This is a genomic window from Mycolicibacter hiberniae, from assembly GCF_010729485.1.
Lineage (GTDB): Bacteria > Actinomycetota > Actinomycetes > Mycobacteriales > Mycobacteriaceae > Mycobacterium > Mycobacterium hiberniae.
In genome coordinates, this window is the sequence record NZ_AP022609.1 from 3,824,362 (window position 1) to 3,849,185 (window position 24,824).

Sequence of the window (24,824 nt, forward strand, 5' to 3'; positions counted from 1 at the left end):
ATCCCTGGCTTCGCCGCACGCCTGGTACCCCTAAGGCCTTGCCGAATGGGCCGAATGGTTCGTGCGCGGGGGTCGCTTACAGCACCACGGCGCCGTCGGCGGCACCGTCGCCGTCGGTATCGGTCAGTTTGATGTCCCACCGTCCGTCGCCGTCGGTGTCGACATAGGCGGCGCCGTAGCCGCCCGCGCCGTCGCCGATCAGCACCCGGTCAGCCCGGCCGTCGCCGTCGAAGTCGAGCAAGCGGTCGTTGAGGCGGCCGTCGCCGTCGAAATCCACCAGCGGACCGCCGGTGTGCTCGCCGTCGTCGAGGCCCACCCAGCGCAGCCCACCGGAGCGATCCGCCGAGCTCGCCGTAAGGCCGTGCCCCCAGGTGCCCGACCCGTCGTCGCCGAAAGAGGCCTCGGGGATGCCGTCATCGTCCAGATCCAGCAGCAGGTGATCGGCTACTCCGTCGCCGTCGAGATCGACCAGCGCGTCGTCACGCAGACCGTCCCCGTCGAAGTCGAGGCTGATGGCGTCGGCCAGACCGTCGCCGTCCAGATCGAGGTCCGGCGGACCGGTCCACATGGTGGCCGAACCCATCCCGTCGCCCAGGCAGTAGTCCATACCTGCTCAGACGGGGCGGGGGTGCTAGCGGTTCCCCTGCGTCTGCCACCAGGCCAGCAGTTCGGCCGTGGCCTCCTCGCGGGTCAGCGGTCCGCGCTCGAGGCGCAGCTCCTTGAGATAGCTCCACGCCCGGCCGACCTGCGGCCCGGCGGGGATGTCGAGCAGGGCCATGATCTCGTTGCCGTCCAGATCCGGTCGGACCCGCTGCAGGTCCTCCTGCTCGGCCAGGACGGCGATCCGTTCCTCGAGCTGGTCGTAACTGGCCTGCAGGCGCGCCGCGCGCCGCTTGTTGCGGGTGGTGCAGTCTGCCCGGACCAGCTTGTGCAGGCGGCCCAGCAGCGGTCCCGCGTCGGTGACGTAGCGCCGCACCGCCGAGTCGGTCCACTTGCCGTCGCCGTAGCCGTGGAACCGCAGGTGCAGGTAGACCAGCTGGGAGACGTCGTCGACCATCTGTTTGGAGTAGCGCAGGGCGCGCATCCGCTTGCGCACCATTTTGGCGCCCACCACCTCGTGGTGATGGAAACTGACCCCGCCGTCGGCTTCGTGGCGACGGGTGGCCGGTTTGCCGATGTCGTGCAGCAGCGCAGCCCAGCGCAGCACCAGGTCCGGGCCGTCGTCTTCGAGGTCGATCGCCTGGCGCAGCACGGTCAGCGAATGCTGGTAGACGTCTTTGTGCTGGTGGTGCTCGTCGATTGCCATCCGCATGGCGCCGACTTCGGGCAGTACCACGTCGCCCATCCCGCTGGCCACCATCAGGTCCACACCGGCGGCCGGGTCGGCGCCCACCAGCAGCTTGTCCAGTTCCGCGGCGACCCGTTCCGGGGTGATCCGGCCGAGCTCGGGCGCCATGTCCTCGATCGCCGCGCGTACCCGCGGTGCCACCGTGAAACCGAGCTGGGAGACGAACCGGGCCGCCCGCAGCATGCGTAGCGGGTCGTCGCCGAAGGAGTCCTCTGGGGCGGTCGGAGTGTCGAGCACACCGTCGCGCAGCGCCGCCAGCCCGCCCAGCGGGTCGACGAAGTCCCCCGGTCCGGCCGGGGTGATGTGGACCGCCATCGCATTGACGGTGAAGTCGCGGCGCACCAGGTCGGCGTCGAGCGAGTCGCCGAAGCGCACTTCGGGATTGCGGGACACCCGGTCGTACTGGTCGGCCCGGAACGTGGTGATCTCCACGCGCTGCCCCCGCAGGGCTGCGCCCACGGTGCCGAACTCGATGCCGGTGTCCCACATCGCGTCGGACGGGCCGCGCAGGATGCCCTGGACCTGTTCGGGCCGCGCGTCGGTGGTGAAATCCAGGTCCGGGCTCGGCCGGCCCAGCAGTGCGTCGCGGACCGATCCCCCCACCAGGTAGAGCTGGTGACCGGCTGCAGAGAACATCTCGCCGAGGCTGCGCAGCAATTCGGCGTGCCGGTTCAGCGCGACGGCCGCCTTGGTCAGCAGGTCGGCGTCTTGATGGGCGTCAGGCACGTTCGGTGAGCTTAGCGGGGATCGCGAGCGCGGCGAAGCCGGGCGAAGCGGGTCCCCGCCCGACGCACCCCGCGGGGATCGCGAGCGCGGCGAAGCCGGGCGAAGCGGCGAGGGAGGCAGGTCGGCCTGCGCGTGCCAGCTACTATCACATGGGTGTCGGCCGACGGCGGAGAAGCCAATTCGGGACGGCGCCGTCGGCGGCGCCGTGGTCGGCGCACGTCCGGCCCGAAGCTCAACCACGCCGAATCCCCCGCCACCGACGCCGCGCACAGCACCAGCGTGCCGACCGGGCGGGCCGCGCCGGGTCGGCCCCGCACCGCGCGCCACGGACCGGAGCGCCTGCGCACCGTGCATGAGACGTCGGCCGGCGGCCTCGTCGTGGACGGTATCGACGGTCCCCGCGAGGAACAGGTGGCCGCGCTGATCGGGCGGGTGGACCGGCGGGGCAGGATCTTGTGGTCCTTACCCAAGGGCCATATCGAGGTCGGTGAGACCGCCGAGCAGACCGCGATCCGCGAGGTCGCCGAGGAAACCGGTGTTCAGGGCAGCGTGCTGGCCTCCCTGGGCAGCATCGACTACTGGTTCGTCACCGACGGGCGCCGGGTGCACAAGACGGTGCACCACTATCTGATGCGGTTCGCCAGCGGCGAGCTGTGCGACGACGATGTGGAGGTCGCCGAAGTGGCGTGGGTGCCGATCCGGGAGCTGCCGTCCCGCTTGGCGTACGCCGACGAGCGCCGGCTGGCGCTGGTCGCCGACGAATTGATCGACCGCCTGCAGGCCGACGGCCCGGCCGCCCTGCCCCCGCTGCCGGCTTCGGCTCCCCGGCGCCGTCCGCAGACGCATTCCCGCGCCCGCCCTACTCGTGCAGGCGAGCTCTCGCCGGACCCGAAGAACGGTCGCAGGCTGGACCCGTGACCCACACGCGACCAAGCGGTGGGGGTCCCGTGCCGAGGCGGTTGGCAGCCCTCCCGGCGATGATCGCCGCGCTCCTGATGACTCTCGGCACGGCACTGTGCACCGCCGGACCGCATTCGGCGACCGGCGAACCCGACGTGGCGCCGTTCGTCCAGATCCGCGTCGACCGCGTCACCCCGGACGTCGTCACCACCTCCAGCGCCCCGCTGGTCACGGTCGCGGGCACGGTGACCAATGTCGGCGACCGGCCGGTCCGCGACGTCATGGTGCGCCTGGAGCAGGCCGGCGCCGTCGCTTCGTCGGCCGGGCTGCGCACCGCCCTCACCGGTGCCCATGACCAATACCGTCCGGTCGGACCGTTCAGCACCGTGGCCGCAGAACTGCAGCGCGGGCAGGAAGCCCGCTTCACGCTGTCCGCCCCACTGCGTTCGGCCAGCCAGCCAGCCCTCGACGTCGACCTTCCGGGCATTTATCCGGTGCTGGTGAACGTCAACGGCACGCCCGACTACGGCGCGCCGACCCGGCTCGACGACGCCCGGTTCCTGCTGCCGGTGACCGGTCTGCCCAAAACCGACCCGGACTCCGATGGCGTCGCCGGGACCGTCCCCCCCGACATCTCCCACCCGGTGCGGCTCACCATGTTCTGGCCGCTGGCCGATCGGCCGCGGCTGACCCCGGGGGCACCCGGGGGCACCCGGCCGGTGCGGCTCACCGACGACGATCTGGCGGCGTCGCTGGCCCCGGGTGGTCGCCTGGAGGCGCTGCTGTCCGCGGCCGAGTTCGCCACCAGCCCGGCGGTCGATGCCAACGGGGTGGTCAACCGGGCGTTGTGCCTGGCCGTCGACCCGGACCTGCTGGTGACGGTCAACGCGATGACGGACGGCTACGTGGTGGCCGACTCCCCCGAGAGCACGGTCTCGCATCCGGGCACCGGCCGCGACGCCGCCCGGTCCTGGCTGGACAGGTTGCGCCGGCTGGCGCAGCACACCTGTGTCGCGGCCACCCCCTACGCGCAGGCCGACCTGGACGCCTTGGCTCGAGTGGGCGACGCCCGGCTGGCGGCGATAGCGGTGGCCAAGCCGGCCGACATCGTCGACCGCATCCTGCAGGTGAGCTCGACCCGCGGTGCGGTCCTGCTCGGCGACGGCCGGCTGACGGCGGCTTCGGCGGACCTGATCGGCACGCAGGGCACCGCGGTGGTGATCGCTGCCGGTGACTGCTCGGCCCGCGAGCCGGGCGTCACCGCCGACGTCACCCCGCGGCGGTTGTCTCCGCAGCTGGTCTTGTCGCCGTATGACCCCGCCGTCGGCGCGGCGTTGGCCGCCGTGGGCACCGAACCGGCCACGCCCAGCTATCTCGACGGTTCCCTGACGGTGCGGCTGCACCACGACTCGGCGCTGGCCCGTCGCCAGGACGCCCTCGGCTCGATGCTGTGGCGCGCGCTGGAAACCCCCGAGGACCCCCGTGCTCCGCGCAACGAGATCCTGATGCCGCCGGCCTACTGGAAGCCCCGCGCCGACGACGCGCGGGCGGTGCTGAGCACGTTTGCGACCGCCTTGCGTTCCGGGCTGGCGGTGGCCCGGCCCCTGACCGCCCTGATCGCCGAGTCGCGCGACGTCACCGACCCGCCCGCGGTCCCGCTACCGGCCCAGCAGCCGGCCGGCGGCTTCGGGCCGGAGGTCGTCGGCGCGGTGGCCGGCAACATCGCCCGGCTGTGGGGCTTGACCTCGGCGTTGACCACCGACGCCCGCACCGGGCTGACCGGTGAGGCCTACACCGCCCCGCTCGCCGAGGGCATGCTGCGGGCCCTGACCCAGACCGAACCGGTCAATGCCCGCAACGGTCTGGCCGCGCAGCGGCTGGCGATCATCGGCGCCACCGTCGCCGATCTGATCGGCGGGGTCACCATCGTCCATCCCGCCGACTCCTACACGCTGGCCACCGAGCACAGCCCGCTGCCGCTGGCGCTGCGCAACGACCTGGCCGTCCCGATCCGGGTGCGCCTGCACGTCGACGCCCCGCCCGGGATGACGGTCACCGATGTCGGGGAGTTGGAGCTGCCGCCGGGGTATCTGCCGCTGCGGGTTCCGGTCGAGGTACGGGTCAACCAGCACTTCGTGGTCGATGCCGCGCTACAGACCCCCGACGGGCTGCCCCTGGGCGAGTCGGTGCGGCTGTCGGTGCACTCCAACGCCTACGGCATGGTGCTGTTCCTGTTCACCATGACCGCCGCGGCGGCGCTCACGGTGCTGACCGGGCGGCGGCTGTGGCACCGTTTCCGCGGCCAGCCCGACCGCGCCGACTTGGACCGGCCCGATCCGATCCGGGACCAGCCGCCTGCCGCCGCGCCGGCGCGGGTGCCCGCAGATGACAGCGGAGACCGGTGAGCACGCCCGCATCGCAACCGGCCCGCCCCGAGCTCAGCGACGCCGCGGTGGTGTCGCGTTCCTGGGGGATGGCACTGGCCACGCTGGTCAGCCGGATCACCGGATTCGTTCGGGTGGTGCTGCTGGCGGCAATCCTGGGTGCGGCGCTGTCGAGCGCCTTCTCGGTGGCCAACCAGCTGCCGAATCAGATCGCCGCGCTGGTGCTGGAGGCGACCTTCACCGCGATCTTCGTACCGGTGCTGGCCCGCGCCGAACGCGACGACGCCGACGGCGGCGCGGCGTTCGTCCGCCGGCTGGTCACGCTGGCCACCGCGCTGCTGCTGGCCACCACCGTGATCTCGGTGGCGGCCGCCCCGCTGCTGGTCCGGCTGATGCTCGGTGGTGACCCGCAGGTCAACGAGGCGCTGACCATCGCATTCGCGTATCTGCTGCTGCCGCAGGTGATCTGCTACGGGTTGTCTTCGGTGTTCATGGCGATCCTGAACACCCGCAACATTTTTGGGCCGCCGGCCTGGGCACCGGTGGTCAACAACGTGGTCGCGATCGCCACGTTGGTGCTCTACCTGCTGGTGCCGGGCGAACTGTCGGTGGACCCGGTGCGGATGGGCAACGCCAAGCTGCTGGTGCTCGGGGTCGGCACGACGGCCGGCGTCGTCGCCCAAACCGTCGTTCTGCTGGTGGCGATCCGGCGCGAGCACATCAGCCTGCGCCCGCTGTGGGGAATCGACGACCGCCTCAAGCGCTTCGGCACGATGGCCTCGGCCATGGTGCTCTATGTCCTGATCAGCCAGATCGGACTGGTGGTCACCAACCAGATCGCCAGTACGGCGGCTGCCTCCGGGCCGGCGATCTACTACTACGCCTGGCTGCTGCTGCAGTTGCCGTTCGGCATGATCGGCGTGACGGTGCTGACCGTGGTGATGCCCCGGTTGAGCCGCAACGCCGCCGCCGGCGACGACCCCGCGGTGCTGGCCGATCTGTCGCTGGCCACGCGGCTGATGATGATCACCCTGATTCCGATCGTGGCCGTGATGACCGTCGCCGGCCCGGCGATCGGCAGCGCCCTGTTCGCCTACGGCAACTTCGGCGACGTCGACGCGGGATACCTGGGCGCCGCGGTCGCCATGTCGGCGTTCACGCTGATCCCCTACGCCATGGTGCTGCTGCAGCTGCGGGTCTTCTACGCGCGCGAACAACCGTGGACACCGATCGCCATCATCGTGGTGATCACCGCGGTGAAGATCGGTGCCTCCGTCCTGGCCCCGCACCTGACCGGCGATCCGGATCTGGTCGCCGCCTACCTGGGGCTGGCCAACGGGCTGGGCTTTACCGCCGGGGCTGTCGTCGGACATCTGCTGCTGCGCCGCTCCCTGCGGCCGCCCGCCCGCCCGGGCATGCCCGCCGGGCACTGGCGGCTGCTGGGGCCGGACGTGATCCGCACCGTCCTGGTGACGTTGACCGCCTCCTTGGCTGCCGGCCTGGTGGCCGAGTTGACCGATCGAGTGCTGGGCCTGCCGGCGCTGACTGGCCACGGTGCCGCGGGCTCGATGCTGCGCCTGCTGGTGCTGACGCTGGTGATGTTGCCGATCATCGGGGCGGTGATGGTGCGCGCCGGGGTGCCCGAAGCCGTGGCCGCACTGGCCGCGGTCCGCCGGCGGATCGGTTCACGGGCGCCGCAGGCCGGCGCGCCCAACCCGCCTGCTCGCGATCTCGACGTCCCGTACGCTGAGCACAACTGTTTGCCCACAGTCGGCGGGGATGTGACGAACAATCCCGCCGCGCACATGCCGCCGGAGCACATCGCCGGAGGCAGGACACCGAAAGGTGCGGAGGTGACCAACATTCCTTCGGAGGGGGCGGGGTCTCGGGCCGCGTCGAGGACCGTTGCTCCGCAGTCGGCCCAGCGAGCCGCCGAGGCCCCAGCGCCGGTCAGCAACGACAGCTTGCTGACCCCGGGGCTGAGCGTCGCCGGCGGTCGCTACCGGCTGCTGGTACGTCACGGCGGCACGCCGGTGCTGCAGTTCTGGCAGGCGCTGGACACCGCGCTGGACCGGCAGGTGGCGCTGACGTTCGTCGACCCGAACCAGACCATGCCCGACGACCAGCTCACCGGTGTGCTCACGCGAACCCAGCGGCTCAGTCAGATCGACGCACCCGGAATCGCCCGGGTGCTCGACGTGGTGCGCGTCGGTGCGGGCGGACTGGTGGTCTCCGAATGGGTGCGGGGCGCCTCGCTGCAGGAGGTCGCGGGTACGGCGCCGTCACCGGTCGGCGCGGGCCGCGCGATCCGATCGCTGGCCAGCGCCGCCGAAGCCGCCCACCACAACGGCGTGGCCCTGTCCATCGACAACCCGGCGCGGGTGCGGGTCAGCGTCGACGGCGACGTCACCCTGGCCTTCCCTGCCACCCTGCCCGACACCAAACCCGAGGACGACATTCGCGGAATCGGGGCCACCCTGTACGCGCTGCTGGTCAACCGGTGGCCGTTGGCCGACGCCGGGAAGGGTTCCGAAGGCGGCCTGCAACCGGCCGACCGTGACGAGAACGGCAACCCGATCCCGCCGGACGCGATCAAGCCGGACATCCCCTTCCAGATCGCCGCGGCCGCCAGTCATGCCATCGCGCCCGACGGCGGGATCCGTGGCGCTTCGACGCTGTCCAACCTGCTGCAGCAGGCCACGGCCCTGCACGAGCAGACCGAGCTACTGGGACCGGTCGCCGACGAGCCGCCCCGGCCGGCGCCCACGCCCCCGGACGACGAGACCCGCGCCGACCGGCGCCGGCGGGTGCTGATCGGACTGGGCATCGGTGGCGCCGTCATCCTGGTAGCGCTGCTGGTGCTGGCCTCGGTGCTCAACCGCATCTTCGGTGACGTCAACGGGTTGGACAAGACCGAACTGGGCCTGAGCAGTCCGTCGGCGTCGGTCCTGCCCGACGCGGCCGGGCCGAGTGGCGTGGTGAAGCCGATACAGGCGACGGTGTTCTCGCCCGGCGGCGAGGCCGACCGGCCCCAGGACGCCGGTCTGGCGATCGACGGGGACCCGGCCACCGCCTGGTCCACCGACACCTACTCCGATCCCGTGCCCTTCCCGAACTTCAAGAACGGCGTGGGCCTGATCCTGCAGCTGCCCAGCCCCACGGTGATCGGCAGCGTCTCGCTGAACGTGTCCAGCACCGGCACCCGGGTCGAGCTGCGCTCCGCATCGACACCCAAGCCGTCGCGGCTGGAGGACACCACCCTGCTGGCGCCGGCGAAGACGCTGCATCCCGGTTCCAACAAGATCACCGCCGACTCGGCCGCCCCGACGTCGAACCTGCTGGTCTGGATCACCACGATGGGCAACACCGGTGGGGAGAACCGCACGCAGATCTCCGAGATCACCGTGCAGGCGGCGTCCTAGCAGCTCGCCGTCCGCGCCCCCGCCCGGTGCCTGTGGACAAGGCGATCGGGTGAAGTGCCGACCGGGTCGCCGCTGATTACTGTCCGGCCCATGGGCCACCCGGAGCGCAGTGACGCCGAACTGCTGGCCGCGCATGTCGCCGGCGACCCGTACGCCTTCGGCGAGCTCTACGGGCGCCACCATGGGCGGCTGCGCCGCCTGGCCCGGCTCACCACCGGCTGCCCCGAGGAGGCCGAGGACGCCCTGCAGGAGGCGATGCTCTCCGCGCACCGGGCGGCCGGGTCGTTTCGCCACCACGCCGCCGTGGGCAGCTGGCTGCACCGCATCGTGGTCAACGCCTGCCTGGACCGGCTGCGCCGGAACCCCGTGACCCACATCGAACTCCTCGCCGGCCACGCCACCGTCGGCGATGGCACCGCGCAGGTCGATACCGCGCTGCTGGTGCGTGCCGCGTTGCGCCGGCTGCCGGCCGCCCAGCGGGCCGCGGTGATCGCGGTGGACATGCACGGCTATTCGGTGGCCGACGCCGCGCAGGCGTTCGGGGTGGCTCCGGGAACGGTCAAGAGTCGCTGCGCCCGCGGACGGGCCCGGCTGGCCGCGCTGCTGGAACGGTCCGCCCCGCTGGGCCCGGCGCTGCGGTGCGCAGGCCCGACGGGCGGATAACCTTGGCGCCCGAGGGGGTCAGCAGGTCGGAGCGACGACGGTGCGCGACGACACGACAACGAGCGGAAGCCGCGGTATGCCAGTCGATGCGGGCGAGGAACAGCCCCGGGGCCACAGTGGACCGCCGGCGCACTCGAGCCGGCCCCTGCCCCAGTTCAGCCGGATCGCCGCCTGGGCCGGCGGCACCGCTGCGGTGCTTGCCGTCGGGCTCGGCACGGCCGCCTTGGTGCGGTTCCCCGGTGACACCTCCAGCGGGCGCCGTTCGTTCGACGCCATCACGGTGGAGTCCGCACCCACCGCGGTCCTGCCGCTGTCGGAACCGGAGATCCTCGAACTGCTGGACCGCCGCCCCGAGTACGGCCCGCTTGCCGATCCGGCGCGCCGGGCGGGCTGCCTGACCGGTTTGGGCTATCCGGCTTCCACCCCGGTGCTGGGCGCCCGCGAGATCACCATCAACGGTCGCCCCGGGGTGGTGCTGCTGCTTGCGGGTACAGCACCCGGCACGATCAACGCGCTGGCGGTGGCGCCGCACTGCAGTTCGGTCGACACCGGACTGCTGGCCGACACCACCGTGCGGCGCCCCTAGGCCCGGCCCCAGCGGTTCGGGAACAATCGCCGCCTACGCTGACGTTGCAAGCCCGTGAAACCCGATCCCAGCGGAAAGGTCATCGATGTCTGAGACACCCTCCACCCACCAGGTGATCATCATCGGCTCGGGTCCGGCCGGGTACACCGCCGCGATCTACGCCGCCCGCGCGCAGCTGGCCCCGGTGGTGTTTGAGGGCACCGCGTTCGGCGGCGCCTTGATGACCACCACCGAAGTGGAGAACTTCCCCGGCTTCCGCAACGGAATCATGGGCCCGGAGTTGATGGACGAGATGCGTGAGCAGGCCCTGCGCTTCGGCGCCGACCTGCGGATGGAGGACATCGAGTCGGTCGATCTGGAGGGGCCGGTCAAGACCGTCGTCACCGCCGACGGCGAGACCCTGCACGCCCGGGCCGTCATCTTGGCCATGGGCGCCGCCGCCCGCTATCTCAACATCCCCGGCGAGCAGGAGCTACTGGGCCGCGGGGTGAGCTCGTGTGCCACCTGCGACGGCTTCTTCTTCCGTGACCAGGACATCGCCGTGATCGGCGGCGGTGACTCGGCGATGGAGGAGGCCACCTTCTTGACCCGCTTCGCCCGCAGTGTGACCCTGGTGCACCGCCGCGACGAGTTCCGCGCCTCGAAGATCATGCTCGCCCGGGCCCGCGAGAACGACAAGATCCGGTTCCTGACCAACAGCGTTCCCGTCGCGGTGGAAGGCGAGCAGACCGTGACCGGCCTGCGGGTGCGCGACACCCTCAGCGGTGAGGAGACCACCCTGCCGGTGACCGGTGTGTTCGTCGCGATCGGCCACGACCCCCGCTCGGCGCTGGTGCGTGACACCGTTGAACTGGACGCGGACGGCTACGTGCTGGTCCAGCAGCCCGGCACGCGCACCTCGGTGGAGGGCGTGTTTGCGGCCGGCGATCTGGTGGACCGCACCTACCGGCAGGCGATCACCGCCGCCGGAACGGGCTGCGCGGCCGCCATCGACGCCGAACGTTGGCTGGCAGAATCGCATGACGACACGGACGCAGCAGATGCCCACGACACCAGTATTGAGACCCTGACGGGAGCACCACGATGACCGACCACAGCACGGTAACCGTCTCCGACGCCACCTTCGCCGCCGATGTGCTGGCCAGCACCAAACCGGTGCTGGTGGACTTCTGGGCCACCTGGTGCGGTCCCTGCAAGATGGTGGCCCCGGTGCTGGAGGAGATCGCCGCCGAGCAGGCCGGCCAGCTCACCGTCGCCAAACTCGACGTGGACGCCAACCCCAACACCGCGCGGGACTTCAACGTGGTGTCGATCCCCACCCTGATCCTGTTCAAGGACGGCCAGCCGGTGAAGCGGATCGTCGGCGCCAAGGGCAAGGCCGCCCTGCTGCGGGAGCTCGCCGACGCCACCTAGCGACGTCGGGCACTGTCCGGCCGGCTTGTGAGGCTGCGCTCTGTAGGCTCGTTTGTAGCCGCTCCGTTTTCGAAAATTGCCCTGGGATCTGAGACAATTCTGGCTAACCTGCTGGCAATATCAGCGGCGGCTCCAGTGCCAACAGCGACAACCGGAGGGTCTCAGTAATGTCGGGTCGGCATCGCGGCGCCCACGAGGGCCTGCGTCGTGGTGACCGTAGCGGCGCGGTGGTGGAGATCCGGGCAGCCTTTGCCGCCCTGGGCCTGGTGGACAGCCCCGATGCGGACCTGAGCACCGGCAAGCATGTGGCGCTCGACGTCTTCGACGCCGAACTCGACCAGGCGGTGCGGGCCTTCCAGCAACAGCGCGGTCTGCTTGTGGACGGGGTGATCGGCGAGGCCACCTACCGGGCACTCAAGGAGGCGTCCTACCGCCTGGGTGCACGCATCCTCAATCACCAGTTCGGGGCTCCGATGTACGGCGACGATGTCGCCACGTTGCAAGCCCGGCTGCAGGATCTGGGTTTCTACACCGGTCTGGTGGACGGCTACTTCGGCATCCAGACGCACAACGCCCTGATGTCCTACCAGCGTGAGTACGGCCTGTACGCCGACGGCATCTGCGGGCCGGAAACGTTGCGCTCCTTGAACTTCCTGGCTTCCCGGGTGAGTGGCGGTTCGCCGCATGCGATCCGTGAAGAGGAACTGGTGCGACGCTCGGGCCCCCGGCTTTCCGGGAAGCGGATCGTGATCGACCCGGGCCGCGGCGGCCGGGATCACGGGCTGATCACCCAGACGCCATCGGGTCCGATCAGTGAAGCAGATATCTTGTGGGACTTGGCAAGTCGTTTGGAAGGCCGGATGACGGCCATCGGGATGGACACTTTCCTATCCCGCCCCAGTGGCCGTAATCCTTCCGACGCCGAGCGCGCGGCCACCGCAAACGCCGTGGGCGCCGACCTCATGATCAGCCTGCGCTGTGGCACCCACGTCAGTCCGGCGGCCAACGGGGTGGCGTCTTTCCACTTCGGCAACTCGCATGGTTCGGTGTCCACCATCGGCCGTAATCTGGCTGACTTCATTCAGCGAGAGATCGTGGCCCGCACCGGGTTGCAAGACTGCCGCGCGCACGGCCGGACATGGGACCTGCTGCGGCTGACCCGGATGCCCACCGTCGAGGTGGACGTCGGCTACATCACCAGTCCGGGTGATCGCGCGATGCTGGCCTCCCCCGCCACCCGCGACGCCATCGCCGAAGGCATCCTGGCCGCGGTCAAGCGACTGTATCTGCTCGGCAAGAACGACCGGCCCACCGGAACCTTCACCTTCGCCGAGTTGCTGGCCCACGAGCTGTCGGTGGAGCGGACCGGCCAACTCGGCGGTTCCTGACCTAAACCGCACTCCCCGACGCCGGCGCGCACGCACCGATCGGTGCCTCGAGCCGCGCGCTTTCCAGCAACCGCTCGAGCGCGGCCTCGACTTCCGCCTTCCAACCCAGGCCCTTGTCGAGTTCCAAGCGCAGCCGGGGAAAGTACCGGTGCGGCGCCACCACGGTGAAGCCGACATCGGTCAGGAAATCCGCGGCGATGATGCAGTGTTCGACTGAGCAGTCACCGACCGCTTCCAACACCGGCGCCACGTCGGGCGGTGCGCTCGCGGTGTCCAGCAGCTCCGAGACCTCCGGCGTCCGGCCGAAGGCTTCCAGTGCGCGGACCCCTCGCCGCATCAGCTCCTCGACCACCCGGGCGATCAGTTCCCGGGCCAGCCCGTCGGCCAGCGGAGCCGGATCGACCCCGATCGATGTCAGGAGCACCGCGTCGGCGGAAACCGGCCCGGTGGGAAACCGGTGCGCACGCGGGACGGCGCGCGGGGGGGCATAGAGCGCGTAGCCCAGACATGGCGGGTCGGCGATGCCGCGTGCGGATGCCGAGGGGGTGGCCACCTGCCCGCAGGTCCCCCACTCCAGCATCACCATCGACAGCCAGGCTTCCTTCTCGAACTCCGGGTCCGACAGGTGCTCGTCGCCGCCGAGGGTCGCCGAATCCACCTCCCAGAAGACACAACGCCGTGCGTGCTTGGGAAGCTGCTCGAAACCCTCCAGCTTCAGGGGTGCGATTCGGACAGACACTGGACTCCCGGTCTCAACCCTTGCTGTCGCCCACGACAGCCCTTTAAGGATAGGAGGGACGAGCCGCCGGATGCCACCCTCGGTGCCATTTGGCCGGCCGACCCCTGGAAAAATCGAAAGCTGCTGTCCTTCAACATCATTGGAAGCCCCCTCGGTTCCGGGATCGTCGTACCGTCACAGTGACGTAACGGCCCGGTAGCCCTGGACGTTGGCGGATCACGGCCTTAAGAGGTTTTCCGGTCCATCATCTCGACGATGCGCTGCAAGTCATCGACCGATCCGAACTCGACCACAATCTTGCCCTTGCGCTTGCCCAAACTGACCATCACCCGGGTGTCGAAGGTCGTCGACAGCCGTTCGGCGATGTCCTGCAGGCCGGGCATCTGGATCGGCTTGCGCCGCGGCGCGACCGGGTTCGCGGGCCCCGCACGGTTGGCCAGGGTGACGGCCTCCTCGGTGGCGCGCACCGACAGCCCCTCGGCCACGATCCTCGCCGCGAGTTCCTCCTGGGCCTCGGCTCCCCCCTCCAGGGAGAGCAACGCCCGTGCATGCCCGGCTGACAGCACCCCGGCGGCGACTCTGCGCTGCACCGCGATGGGCAGCCGCAGCAGCCGGATCATGTTCGTCACCAAGGGACGAGAGCGTCCGATGCGTGTCGCCAACTCGTCGTGGGTGACCCCGAACTCGTCCAGCAATTGCTGATAGGCCGCCGCCTCTTCCAAGGGGTTGAGCTGAACGCGGTGGATGTTCTCCAGCAGCGCGTCGCGTAGGAGATTGTCGTCCTCGGTCTCCCGCACGATCGCCGGGATGGTCTCCAGGCCGGCCTGTTGCGACGCTCGCCAGCGCCGCTCCCCCATCACCAGCTGGTAGCGCGACGAGCCCGGTATCTCCCGCACCACGATCGGCTGCATCAAGCCGAATTCGCGGATGGAATGCACCAGTTCCGCGAGCGCCTCGTCGTCGAACACCTGCCGGGGCTGGCGCGGGTTGGGCTCGATGTCGGCCGGCCTGATCTCCCGGTAGACCGCTCCCACATCGGGAGCTGCCGGCGGCGCGGTGCCCAGGCCGCCGAGGACGACGTCCGCGGCCGCATCGCCCATACGCGGGCCCAGGCCCGCTGCCCGGTCGCCCGGTGCGTTGCCGCCCTCGCCCGGTCCCGTCGGGATCAGCGAGGCCAGGCCGCGGCCCAGGCCGCCCTTCTTACGCGACGGTCCGGTCATCGGTGGCGCTCCTCCCTATCCCTGTGCCCACGGTGGCTGACTCCTCGGCGGCTCGGTCCAGCAGGCGGGTCACTGCCGGCCCCCGTCGTGCCCGTCCGCCAGATCCCGCTCGACCAATTCCCGGCTGGCGTCCAGGTAGCTCATGGCTCCCCTTGAGCCGGGGTCGTACTCGATGATCGTCATGCTGTATCCCGGTGCCTCCGAGACCTTGACGCTGCGCGGGATCACCGTGCGCAGCACCCGGTCTCCGAAGTACCGGCGGACCTCGTCGGCAACTTGATCCGCCAGTTTGGTTCGCCCGTCGTACATGGTCAGTAGCACAGTGGTCACCGCCAGTCGCGGGTTGAGGTGTGCCTTGACCATCTCGATGTTGCGCATCAACTGCGAGACCCCCTCCAGCGCGTAGTACTCGCACTGGATGGGGATCAGCACCTCCGGCGCCGCGACCAACGCGTTGACGGTCAGCAGGCCCAGGGAAGGCGGGCAGTCGATGAAGACGTAGTCGAAGTCGAAGCGGTCGAGGTCGGCCAGGGCGTTGCGGAGTCGGTTCTCCCGCGCCACCATGCTCACCAGTTCGATCTCCGCGCCGGCCAGATCGATGGTGGCGGGGATGCAGTACAGCAGTTCGCTGTGCGGACTCCGCTGCAGTGCGGTGGCTGCCGGGATGGCGCCGATCAACACTTCGTAGGAGGACGGCGTGCCGGACTTGCGGTCCGCGATGCCCAGGGCGGTGCTGGCGTTCCCCTGCGGGTCGAGATCGATCACCAGGGTTTTGATTCCCTGTACCGCCAGGGCGGAGGCGAGGTTGACGGCCGTGGTGGTCTTGCCGACGCCGCCCTTCTGATTTGCGACGGTGAACACCCGCCGGCGCCGGGGCCGGGGCAACCGGTTGTTGGTGTGCAGCACCTGCATGGCGCGCTCGGCCGCGGCCCCGATCGGGGTGTCGACGAAGTCCGACGATGTTTCACGTGAAACCGCGGCGCCCGATGTTTCACGTGAAACCGCGGTGGGCGCGGGCCGGGTGGACTTGGCGGGCGGACGCGGCGTGACATCCGGCGGGACTGGTCTGCTCATATCTGCCTCCTGGTTCCCCGTCGCGTCGCGCCCCTCCGAGCCCGGGTGGGCTCGCCCCGCAACGCCACCACTACGGTCGCGGGCGGGATTAAATAGTTCACGCCACATCTCACCACCCTTACGTCCCTCGCGCCTAGTCCCGCCATGGTGGCACGGTGCTCGTCCACCTCGGCTTGGGCTCGCTCCCCCTTCATCGCGAGCATTCGCCCGCCGCCGCGTAACAGCGGAAAGGTCCATCGGCTGATCTTGTCGAGACTCGCCACCGCCCGCGACAAGACGGCGTCACGATCACCGGCCGTGTCCCGAACGGATCGGTCCTCGGCCCGGCCGCGCACGATGTCGACGTTGGCCAACTCGAGCTCAGCGACGGCCTCCCGGAGAAACTCACTACGCCGCGCCAGTGGCTCCACCAACGTCATCGCAATATCGGGGCGCACGATCGCCACCGGGATTCCCGGCAACCCGGCGCCGCTCCCGATGTCCGCCACGCGCTCGCCCGCCTCGAGGAGCTCGCCGACCGCCGAGCAGTTCAGCAGATGCCGGTCCCACAACCGCTCCACTTCGCGGGGACCGATCAGCCCGCGTTCGACACCGGCGCCGGCCAGCAGACCCGCGTAACGGCGGGCGAGGGGTAGGCGGTCACCGAAGACTTCGGCCGCCTCCGGGGGTGGTTCCGGTGCCGGTGCTCCCTCGACATGTTTCACGTGAAACATTCCTCCGGCTTCCCGGGAATGAACCGCGGGCAGGGAATCACACGGATGTGATTCCCTGCCCTGAAGTCTTGTCAGTCGCGCCGAACCACGACACGGCGCGACGGCTCGACACCCTGACTCTCGCTGTGCACGCCGGCAACGGCGGCCACCGCATCGTGGACGATCTTACGTTCGAACGGGCTCATCGGGGCCAGTTCCTCATCGGCTCCGGTCTCCAAGACCCGCCGCGCCACCTCGTCGCCGAGCGCGGTCAAGTCGTCCCGGCGCCGGCGCCGCCAACCGGCGATGTCAAGCATCAGCCGGCTGCGCTCGCCGGTCTTCTGGTGCACCGCCAAGCGGGTCAGCTCCTGCAGCGCGTCGAGCACCTCGCCCTTTCGCCCCACCAGCTTGGTCAGGTCCGAGCCGCCGTCGATGCTGACCACCGCACGGCGGCCTTCCACATCGAGGTCGATGTCGCCGTCGAAGTCCAGGAGGTCGAGCAGCTCCTCCAAGTAGTCACCGGCGATCTCCCCTTCGGCCACCAGGCGGTCCTCCAGGTTCACCGCGGTGGCGGCGTTACCCTCCTGGGCCTCGGTCTCCGGCGTCGCCTCGCGCTCCGTGGTGTCCGAATCCGTCGTATCAGTCATCTCATCTCCCTCCGTGTCCGGCAGCTCATCTGTACCGGTTGGCTTGTTGCGGCGGTTTACCGCTTGCGTTTCTTCGGCTTGGCACCTGCGCCCGGGCGTCCGCCCCGAGCAGCGGGGCGGCCCGGGTTGCGTTTCACCGCATCCGCGCTACCACCGGCTTTCGGCTCGGGCACATCGGACTCGGGCGCTTCGGCTTCAAGGGCATCGGCTGTTGCCGCCCGGGCCGCCCGCTTGGGCTTGGCTCCGGGAGCCGGGGCGTTGGCTGCACGGCGGCGCAACGCCTCTTCCTTCTTCTCCTCGTCCTCCTTGGCGATCAACCCGAAGACGTAGTGCTGCTGCGCGAAGGTCCAGATGTTGTTGGAGAACCAGTACAAGATGATCGCCAGGGGCAGGAACGGGCCACCGACCACCACGCCGAGCGGGAACACGTACAGCGCCAGCTTGTTCATCATCGCGGTCTGCGGGTTCGCCGCGGCTTCCGGACTCTGCCGTGCCACCGAGGCCCGGCTGTTGAAGTAGGTGGCGATGCCGGCCGCGAGCATGATCGGCACCCCGACGGCGATCACCGACACCCGGTTGAATTCGGCGAAGGCGTCCAAGCCGGTCCGCTGAATCATCGTCGCGCCCAGCGGTGCCCCGAAGAGGTTCGCGTCCAGGAAGTTGCCCACGTCCTCGGCGCTGAAGAAGTAGTTGCCCAGCTGGCGGTTCAGATCCGGCGACAGGCCGAGCTGGCCGATCCCGCTGCTGGTGCGGTTGAACGACCGCAGCACATGGAACAGACCCAGGAACACCGGCACCTGAGCCAGCATCGGCAGGCAACCCAGGATGGGGTTGAAGCCGTGCTCACGCTGCAGCTTCTGCATCTCCAGCGCCATCTTCTGGCGGTCCTTGCCGTATTTCTTCTGCAAGGCCTTGATCTGGGGTTGCAGCTCCTGCATCTGCCGGGTGGTCCGGATCTGTTTCACGAAGGGCTTGTACAGCAGGGCCCGCAGCGTGAACACCAGGAACACCACCGACAAGGCCCAGGTGAAGAAGTTCGCCGGCCCCAGCAGAAGGCTAAAAGCCTTGTACCACAACCACATAATGCCCGACACCGGGTAGTAAACGTAGTCCAGGCTGCCCGGATCAAAGGACACCGTATTCACCCTCCGCTCGTTCTTGAGAGGCGTTCTCGCCAGGGCAGCAGCCCTCGCCAGCGCCCTGGGAGCGCTCGGGAATAGGGTCCCAACCGCCTTGATGCCACGGCCCGCACTTGGCCAGCCGTACCACTGCCAACCAGCTTCCCCGAATCAACCCGTATTCGCTCAGGGCGTCCACCGCATACTGGCTGCAGGTCGGCATGAATCGGCAGCTCGGCAGACGCAGTGGGGAGACCATATTGCGGTACAGCTGGATGAGGAAGATCAGTCCGCGTACCGGCGCAACCGCGATCCCTTGCATCAGCGCACCGCACCGGCGGTCCGGCGGATCGAGTGCAGGCCGGCGCGCAGCTGGGCACCCAGCGTCGCCGAAGTCGCAGCCCTGCTGCCGGGCAGTGCCCGGATCACCAGCCGCTCGTCGGGTTCCAGCTCCGCCAACAGCGTGCGGGCCACATGGCGCAGACGCCGAGCCACCTGGTGCCGCTCGACGGCGGACCCGACCGTCTTGGCGATGATCAAGCCCACCTGGGGCGGAGTTGCGGTGGCGGCATCCGGCGTCGACGCCTCGGTGGTTTCGGTCCGCCGGTCATAAATCACCAGGTCGGGCTGTGCTGCCCGCCGGCCATATTTGACCGTCGCGCCGAAGTCGGCCGATCGTCTCATCCGGTGCTGAGCCGGGAGCACCGCCGAACTGCCTGTGCTCAGGCAGTCAGCGAGCTACGGCCCTTGCGACGCCGGGCGGTGACGATGGCCCGGCCGGCACGAGTCCGCATCCGCAGACGGAACCCGTGGACACGGGACCGACGACGGTTGTTGGGCTGGAAGGTCCGCTTGCCCTTGGCCACGGCACACTCTCCTTGTTGCGTCTTGCGTCGCGCCTGTCCGACACACCGGAATCCCGATGTGCCTGCCGCACGCGACGCACTCGGTAAGCTCGGTGAACTTCTGCGTCTTGCTCGTAACCGGCGCGGTCTCCGGCCAGGGGCCGATCGCTGCCGTATCGCCGACGTTCGGGCGACTGTTCGAGGGTACTGATGCTCGTTCGCGGGGTCAAACCCTGCCCTCTGGCATCCCCGGCCGCCAGCTCCGCCCGGCATTTCAGCGGCCCAATATTCACAGTGGTCACACGCGTATCGACTCGCCTCGCGCTGGCCATTTTCCTTATGAGTCATCTGACTGAAAGGAGTAGTCCTACACCCGGAAACCTGTTAACTTGCTTGCCAGCGCCGTTTCGCTACCGAAACGGTTTTCGACCACGAACCGAAGATCAAGAAGCGGATCACGCTTCAGATATCGCGTCTGTTGTCTGGAGTATCCGTTGCTGAGCAACCGGCCTAGGGGGCCTCACCGCGGAATGCGCACCTCATCCACATCTGTGGATAACTGTGTGGATAGCATGTCCCGGTACGGCACCCACGCACCACGGTGCCAACCGGACGGCGTCGAATCAGGGGGATGGGGCTTTGAGTGAGGACCCCGGATCTGCCTTCCTCGGTCTCTGGGACGAGGTAGTAGCCGAACTCAACGGCGACGCGCCCGCATCCAACGGTTCCGCACCGGCACTGACTCCCCAGCAGAAGGCCTGGCTCAAACTGGTCCACCCGCTGGCCATCGTCGAGGGCTTCGCGCTGTTGGCCGTCCCCAACAGCTTCGTGCAAAACGAGATCGAACGGCATCTGCGCACGCAGATCACCGACGCGCTCTGCCGGCGCCTGGGCCACGAGGTCGAGCTCGGTGTTCGGATCTCGCCGCAGCCGGTCGAGGATGCGCCCGCTGCCGCATCCGACACCGGCACAGAAACCCGCGCCGAGGACGAAGACGACGACACCACCGACGTCGAGTACGACTGGCCCAAGTACTTCACCGAACGACCCAGCGACGACTCCCCGACCGCTGACGGAGCCAGCCTCAACCGGCGTTACACCTTCGACACGTTCGTCATCGGTACCTCCAACCGCTTTGCGCACGCCGCCGCCCTGGCCATTGCCGAAGCCCCGGCCCGCGCCTACAACCCCCTGTTCATCTGGGGCGAGTCCGGGCTGGGCAAGACCCACCTGCTGCACGCGGCCGGCAACTACACCCAGCGGCTCTTCCCCGGAATGCGCGTCAAGTACGTCTCCACCGAAGAGTTCACCAACGACTTCATCAACTCGCTTCGCGACGATCGCAAGGTTGCGTTCAAGCGCAGCTACCGCGATATCGATGTGCTGCTCGTCGACGACATCCAGTTCATCGAGGGTAAGGAAGGTATCCAGGAGGAGTTCTTCCATACCTTCAACACCCTGCACAACGCCAACAAGCAGATTGTGATCACGTCCGACCGCGCGCCCAAACAGCTCGCCACCCTCGAGGATCGGCTGCGAACCCGATTCGAATGGGGCTTGATCACCGACGTACAGCCACCGGACCTCGAGACCCGGATCGCCATTTTGCGCAAGAAGGCCCAGATGGACCGCCTCGACGTGCCCGGCGACGTGCTCGAACTCATCGCCACCAGCATCGAACGCAATATTCGCGAACTCGAAGGTGCGCTGATCCGCGTCACGGCGTTCGCCTCCCTGAACAAGACCCCGATCGACCGGGCCCTCGCCGAGATCGTGCTGCGCGACCTGATCGCCGATGCCAGCACCATGCAGATCAGCGCCGCGATCATCATGGCCGTCATCGCCGAGTACTTCGACACCTCCGTGGAGGAACTGCGCGGCCCGGGCAAGACCCGTCCCCTGGCCCAGTCTCGCCAGATCGCCATGTATCTGTGCCGCGAACTGACCGACTTGTCGCTACCGAAGATCGGCCAGGCTTTCGGCCGCGACCACACCACGGTGATGTACGCCGAGCGCAAGATCCGCGGTGAGATGGCCGAGCGTCGTGAGGTCTTCGATCAAGTCAAAGAGCTCACCACCCGGATCCGGCAACGCGCCAAGCGCTGATTTGCCCGTTCTCGTCGCCTCCGCTTACAAAAAACTTTGGACCCTTCAGTACCAGCTGTCACGGTCCGAGCCTGTGGATACGCCTGCGGACAACATGTCCACCGTCGGCCCACTGATCCCCGGTAACTGCACAACGTCGCCGTTATCCACAGTCGCGCCGCCGGCGCCGGGCGTGTCATTCACCGCTCCTCCCCAGCCCGCCGCCCCCGCCCAGCAGCACCGATGCCAGGCTGTGCCCACTATCCACAGGACTTACTACTAATACTGGGAGTTATCCCTTGTTTCTCTTTCAAAACAGGTCGTTGGGGATTCGGCGTCAGCGGGCCTGTTCACAGCGGGTGTGACCTCGGCGCGAGCATGTCCCTGCCGGGTGCACCAACTGTCGATGTTTAACTTTCAAGAAGGCCCGCCAGGCTCTACGGTTGTGGCCTACCGCTCTATCGCTTCGGCATGGGGCGTCACACGGCCGCGGGTGGGAGTGTTCACCAGCCAGGCGCAGGGTAGAGCTCGATATCGGGATGACGAGAGGACGCTATGGACGCGGCGACCACGAACGCGGGTCTGACCGACTTGAAGTTCCGCCTGAACCGGGATGACTTCGCTGACGCGGTGGCCTGGGTAGCGAAATCCCTGCCGGCCCGGCCTACCGTGCCGCTGCTGGCCGGGGTGCTGCTGACCGGCACCGACAATGGGCTCACCGTGTCCGGATTCGACTACGAAGTGTCCGCGGAAGTTCAGTTGGCCGCTGAAATCGCTTCTCCGGGAGCTGTTTTGGTCTCCGGTCGGCTGTTGTCCGATATCACCCGGGCGCTGCCCGCCAAGCCGGTCGAAGTCAGTGTCGAGTCCACCCGGGTGGCGTTGACCTGTGGAAATTCGCGATTCTCGCTGCCCACGATGACGGTCGAGGACTACCCGACGCTGCCGACCTTGCCCGAGGAGACCGGGGTGTTGTCGGCCGACGTTTTCGCCGAGGCCATCAGCCAGGTGGCCGTTGCCGCCGGCCGCGACGACACCTTGCCGATGCTGACCGGTATCCGCGTCGAAATTTCCGGTAACACAGTTGTTTTAGCTGCTACCGACCGGTTCCGGTTGGCGGTGCGCGAGCTGAACTGGTCGGCCGCGCCGGGTACCGAAGCGGCGGTCCTGGTTCCGGCGAAGACCCTGGCCGAAGCGGCCAAGGCCAGCACCAACGGCAACGAGGTGCACCTGGCACTGGGGGCCGGCTCGGCCGTGGGCAACGAAGGTCTGCTGGGCATCACCAGTGGCGGAAAGCGCAGCACAACGCGGCTGCTCGATGCCGAGTTCCCGAAATTCCGCCAGCTGTTGCCCGCCGAACATCTGGCTGTCGCCACGATCGGTGTGGCAGAGCTCACCGAGGCCATCAAGCGTGTGGCCCTGGTCGCCGACCGCGGTGCCCAGGTGCGCATGGAACTCTCCCAGGGCACGCTGCGTCTGTCGGCCGGTGCCGAGGACGTGGGCCGCGCCGAGGAAGACCTGCCGATCGACTTCGTGGGCGAACCGTTGACGATCGCGTTCAACCCCACCTACCTCACGGACGGCTTGAGCTCGCTGCACAGCGAGAAGGTGTCGATGGGTTTCACCGATCCGAAGAAGCCGGCAGTGCTGCGCCCGGCCAGCGCCGACGACCCGGCGCTGATCGGCTCCGGCCCGTTCCCGGCGGTGCCCTCGGATTACGTATACCTGTTGATGCCGGTTCGCCTGCCCGGCTGATTCGGCGACGGGAGGGGTTGGTTTCTCGGTGTATGTCCGCCAGCTGGGCCTGCGGGATTTCCGGTCCTGGGCGCACGTCGATCTGGAATTGGAACCGGGTGCGACGGTGCTGGTCGGACCCAACGGCTTCGGGAAGACTAATCTCGTTGAAGCGCTGTGGTATTCGTCCACATTGGGTTCGCATCGGGTGGCAACCGACGCACCCCTGATCCGCTCGGGCGCCACGCGCGCCGTGGTCTCGACCATCGTGGTCAACGAGGGCCGCGAATTGGCTGTCGATCTGGAGATCGCCGCCGGCCGAGCCAACAAGGTGCGCCTGAACCGGGCACCGGTGCGTCACGCCCGCGAGGTGGTGGGCGTCTTGCGTGCCGTGTTGTTCGCCCCCGAAGATCTGGCCCTGGTGCGCGGAGACCCCGGCGAGCGTCGTCGCTACCTCGACGAACTCGCCAGTGTGCGTCGCCCGCGGATTGCCGGGGTGCGCGCGGACTACGACAAAGTGCTGCGCCAGCGCACCGCACTGCTCAAGAGCGCGCCGGCCGCCCTGCACCGCGGCGACCGGGCGGTGCTCGACACCCTCGATGTGTGGGATTCCCAGCTGGCGCTGCACGGCGCCGAACTCATGGCCGCGCGTATCGAGCTGGTCAATCAGTTGGCGCCCGAAGTCGAAAAGGCCTACCAACTGCTGGCACCCGGAACCCGCAGCGCTGCGGTGGCCTACCGGCCGAAACTCGAGGTGAACCTCGGCGAACAGCTTCTGACTCCGGCTGACCTGCAAGATGCATTGCTGGCCGAGCTGGCCCGCCGGCGCAGCTCCGAGCTGGACCGCGGCGTGTGCCTGGTCGGGCCGCACCGCGACGAGTTGGAGTTGCGCCTGGGTGAAAGCCCGGTGAAAGGCTTTGCCAGCCATGGGGAGTCCTGGTCGATGGCGTTGGCTCTGCGCTTGGCCTCTTATGAGCTGCTGCGCGGCGAAGGCGCGGAACCCGTCCTGTTACTCGACGATGTCTTCGCCGAGTTGGACACCGCACGGCGCCGCGCGCTGGCCGGTGTCGCCGCCGGCGCCGAACAGGTCTTGATCACCGCGGCCGTTGCCGATGACATCCCGGCCGACTGGCAGGCGCGTCAGATCCGCATCGAGGTCACCGAAGGCGATGAGGGCCGGGTGTCCGGGTTGATCGGACAAGGCCAATGACCGCCGACGAGGAGAAGCCCGAGGACGCGGAGGTGCTGCCACCGGCGCACCTGGCCGGGCTCAAGGGAATGGATCTGGTGCGCCGGACCCTGGCCGAAGCCCGGGAAGCGGCCCGCAGCCAGGGCAAAGATGTGGGTCAGGGCCGCCGCGCGCCGCTGCGCCGCAGCTCGTCGGGCGCCGGCGGAGGCCGGCGCAGCTGGTCCGGGCCCGGGCCCGATGTTCGCGATCCGCAGGTGCTGGGTGCGGCCACCCGTGACCTGGCGCAGTCTCGAGGATGGTCGGCCCAGGTTGCCGAGGGCACCGTGCTCGGCCAGTGGCGCTCGGTGGTCGGCGACGACATCGCCTCGCACGCGATACCGACGCGGCTGGCCGACGGCGTGCTCAGCGTCTCCGCCGAATCCACCGCCTGGGCGACCCAGTTACGCCTGGTCCAGGCCCAAGTGCTGGCCAAGATCGCCGCCGCGGTGGGCGACGGCGTGGTCAAGACCCTGAAGATAACTGGGCCGACCGCGCCCTCGTGGCGCAAGGGCCCGTTACACGTATCGGGCCGCGGACCCCGTGACACCTACGGCTGAGACCAGGTCCGAATCCGCGGCCTGAGCGCCGCTACAAGCAAAAAATTCGCTCCGGCCA

Annotated in this window: 23 protein-coding genes; 12 read left to right on the forward strand and 11 right to left on the reverse strand. The window is 69.0% G+C overall.

From position 1 onward, the window contains the following. Nucleotides 1-76 precede the first annotated feature (76 nt). Both G6N14_RS17935 and G6N14_RS17940 read right to left on the reverse strand, forming a co-directional pair. Nucleotides 77-607, reverse strand: coding sequence for a pullulanase (locus G6N14_RS17935; protein ID WP_085136133.1), 531 nt, complete (start codon nucleotides 605-607; stop codon nucleotides 77-79). 24 nt (nucleotides 608-631) lie between these two features. Further along, nucleotides 632-2,074, reverse strand: a complete 1,443-nt coding sequence (locus tag G6N14_RS17940; RefSeq protein ID WP_085136132.1) for a CCA tRNA nucleotidyltransferase — start codon at nucleotides 2,072-2,074, stop codon at nucleotides 632-634. A 153-nt stretch (nucleotides 2,075-2,227) separates the two neighbouring features. On the opposite strand from G6N14_RS17940, the gene G6N14_RS17945 reads away from it, so the two are divergent. The 8 genes from G6N14_RS17945 to G6N14_RS17980 all read left to right on the forward strand — a co-directional run bounded on the left by G6N14_RS17945 (nucleotide 2,228) and on the right by G6N14_RS17980 (nucleotide 12,830). Further along, nucleotides 2,228-2,992, forward strand: a complete 765-nt coding sequence (locus tag G6N14_RS17945; protein WP_179960851.1) for an NUDIX hydrolase — start codon at nucleotides 2,228-2,230, stop codon at nucleotides 2,990-2,992. A gap of 59 nt (nucleotides 2,993-3,051) precedes the next feature. Then, nucleotides 3,052-5,379 (forward strand): hypothetical protein, encoded by a 2,328-nt coding sequence (locus G6N14_RS17950; protein ID WP_085136130.1) that lies wholly within the window; start codon nucleotides 3,052-3,054, stop codon nucleotides 5,377-5,379. Further along, complete coding sequence (gene murJ, locus G6N14_RS17955) at nucleotides 5,376-8,780, forward strand: murein biosynthesis integral membrane protein MurJ (protein ID WP_234808943.1); 3,405 nt, start codon at nucleotides 5,376-5,378, stop codon at nucleotides 8,778-8,780. Before G6N14_RS17950 ends, murJ begins: the two co-directional genes overlap by 4 nt. Nucleotides 8,781-8,870: 90 nt before the next feature. Further along, entirely contained in the window at nucleotides 8,871-9,443 is a 573-nt protein-coding gene (sigM, locus tag G6N14_RS17960; protein WP_085136129.1) for an RNA polymerase sigma factor SigM, read from the forward strand. Between the two features lie 76 nt (nucleotides 9,444-9,519). Then, a complete protein-coding gene (locus tag G6N14_RS17965; protein ID WP_179960852.1) occupies nucleotides 9,520-10,029 on the forward strand; it encodes an RsmA family anti-sigma factor in 510 nt (169 codons plus the stop codon). An 85-nt stretch (nucleotides 10,030-10,114) separates the two neighbouring features. After that, nucleotides 10,115-11,116, forward strand: coding sequence for a thioredoxin-disulfide reductase (gene trxB, locus G6N14_RS17970; protein ID WP_085136128.1), 1,002 nt, complete (start codon nucleotides 10,115-10,117; stop codon nucleotides 11,114-11,116). Further along, nucleotides 11,113-11,442, forward strand: coding sequence for a thioredoxin (gene trxA, locus G6N14_RS17975; protein WP_085136127.1), 330 nt, complete (start codon nucleotides 11,113-11,115; stop codon nucleotides 11,440-11,442). The genes trxB and trxA overlap by 4 nt, the downstream gene beginning before the upstream one ends. 167 nt (nucleotides 11,443-11,609) lie before the next feature. Beyond that, nucleotides 11,610-12,830, forward strand: a complete 1,221-nt coding sequence (locus G6N14_RS17980) for an N-acetylmuramoyl-L-alanine amidase (RefSeq protein WP_085136126.1) — start codon at nucleotides 11,610-11,612, stop codon at nucleotides 12,828-12,830. A gap of 1 nt (nucleotide 12,831) precedes the next feature. Here G6N14_RS17980 and G6N14_RS17985 read toward each other — a convergent pair whose 3' ends face one another. The 9 genes from G6N14_RS17985 to rpmH all read right to left on the reverse strand — a co-directional run bounded on the left by G6N14_RS17985 (nucleotide 12,832) and on the right by rpmH (nucleotide 19,186). Beyond that, nucleotides 12,832-13,569 (reverse strand): acetyltransferase, encoded by a 738-nt coding sequence (locus G6N14_RS17985; RefSeq protein ID WP_085136125.1) that lies wholly within the window; start codon nucleotides 13,567-13,569, stop codon nucleotides 12,832-12,834. Nucleotides 13,570-13,793: 224 nt separating this feature from the next. Then, nucleotides 13,794-14,789, reverse strand: coding sequence for a ParB/RepB/Spo0J family partition protein (locus G6N14_RS17990; protein WP_085136124.1), 996 nt, complete (start codon nucleotides 14,787-14,789; stop codon nucleotides 13,794-13,796). 69 nt (nucleotides 14,790-14,858) lie between these two features. Next, nucleotides 14,859-15,863 (reverse strand): ParA family protein, encoded by a 1,005-nt coding sequence (locus tag G6N14_RS17995; RefSeq protein ID WP_407663143.1) that lies wholly within the window; start codon nucleotides 15,861-15,863, stop codon nucleotides 14,859-14,861. Next, nucleotides 15,860-16,576 (reverse strand): 16S rRNA (guanine(527)-N(7))-methyltransferase RsmG, encoded by a 717-nt coding sequence (gene rsmG / locus G6N14_RS18000; RefSeq protein ID WP_085136122.1) that lies wholly within the window; start codon nucleotides 16,574-16,576, stop codon nucleotides 15,860-15,862. The genes G6N14_RS17995 and rsmG overlap by 4 nt, the downstream gene beginning before the upstream one ends. A gap of 71 nt (nucleotides 16,577-16,647) precedes the next feature. Beyond that, nucleotides 16,648-17,202, reverse strand: a complete 555-nt coding sequence (locus tag G6N14_RS18005; RefSeq protein WP_085136121.1) for a Jag family protein — start codon at nucleotides 17,200-17,202, stop codon at nucleotides 16,648-16,650. 56 nt (nucleotides 17,203-17,258) lie between these two features. After that, nucleotides 17,259-18,284, reverse strand: coding sequence for a membrane protein insertase YidC (yidC, locus tag G6N14_RS18010; RefSeq protein ID WP_234808949.1), 1,026 nt, complete (start codon nucleotides 18,282-18,284; stop codon nucleotides 17,259-17,261). Between the two features lie 43 nt (nucleotides 18,285-18,327). Next, a complete protein-coding gene (gene yidD, locus G6N14_RS18015; RefSeq protein WP_085136119.1) occupies nucleotides 18,328-18,642 on the reverse strand; it encodes a membrane protein insertion efficiency factor YidD in 315 nt (104 codons plus the stop codon). Continuing rightward, a complete protein-coding gene (rnpA, locus tag G6N14_RS18020; RefSeq protein ID WP_085136118.1) occupies nucleotides 18,642-19,025 on the reverse strand; it encodes a ribonuclease P protein component in 384 nt (127 codons plus the stop codon). Before rnpA ends, yidD begins: the two co-directional genes overlap by 1 nt. Before the next feature lie 17 nt (nucleotides 19,026-19,042). Beyond that, nucleotides 19,043-19,186 (reverse strand): 50S ribosomal protein L34, encoded by a 144-nt coding sequence (gene rpmH / locus G6N14_RS18025; protein ID WP_085136117.1) that lies wholly within the window; start codon nucleotides 19,184-19,186, stop codon nucleotides 19,043-19,045. A 618-nt stretch (nucleotides 19,187-19,804) separates the two neighbouring features. On the opposite strand from rpmH, the gene dnaA reads away from it, so the two are divergent. The 4 genes from dnaA to G6N14_RS18045 all read left to right on the forward strand — a co-directional run bounded on the left by dnaA (nucleotide 19,805) and on the right by G6N14_RS18045 (nucleotide 24,766). Next, nucleotides 19,805-21,271, forward strand: coding sequence for a chromosomal replication initiator protein DnaA (gene dnaA / locus G6N14_RS18030; protein WP_085136116.1), 1,467 nt, complete (start codon nucleotides 19,805-19,807; stop codon nucleotides 21,269-21,271). 534 nt (nucleotides 21,272-21,805) lie between these two features. Continuing rightward, the gene (gene dnaN, locus G6N14_RS18035) at nucleotides 21,806-23,002 is read left to right on the forward strand and encodes a DNA polymerase III subunit beta (RefSeq protein ID WP_085136115.1); all 1,197 of its coding nucleotides are present in this window, start codon (nucleotides 21,806-21,808) and stop codon (nucleotides 23,000-23,002) included. Between the two features lie 28 nt (nucleotides 23,003-23,030). After that, entirely contained in the window at nucleotides 23,031-24,191 is a 1,161-nt protein-coding gene (gene recF, locus G6N14_RS18040) for a DNA replication/repair protein RecF (RefSeq protein ID WP_085136114.1), read from the forward strand. Beyond that, on the forward strand, nucleotides 24,188-24,766 hold the full coding sequence (locus G6N14_RS18045; RefSeq protein WP_085136113.1) for a DUF721 family protein: 579 nt from the start codon (nucleotides 24,188-24,190) through the stop codon (nucleotides 24,764-24,766). The genes recF and G6N14_RS18045 overlap by 4 nt, the downstream gene beginning before the upstream one ends. Nucleotides 24,767-24,824 lie beyond the last annotated feature (58 nt).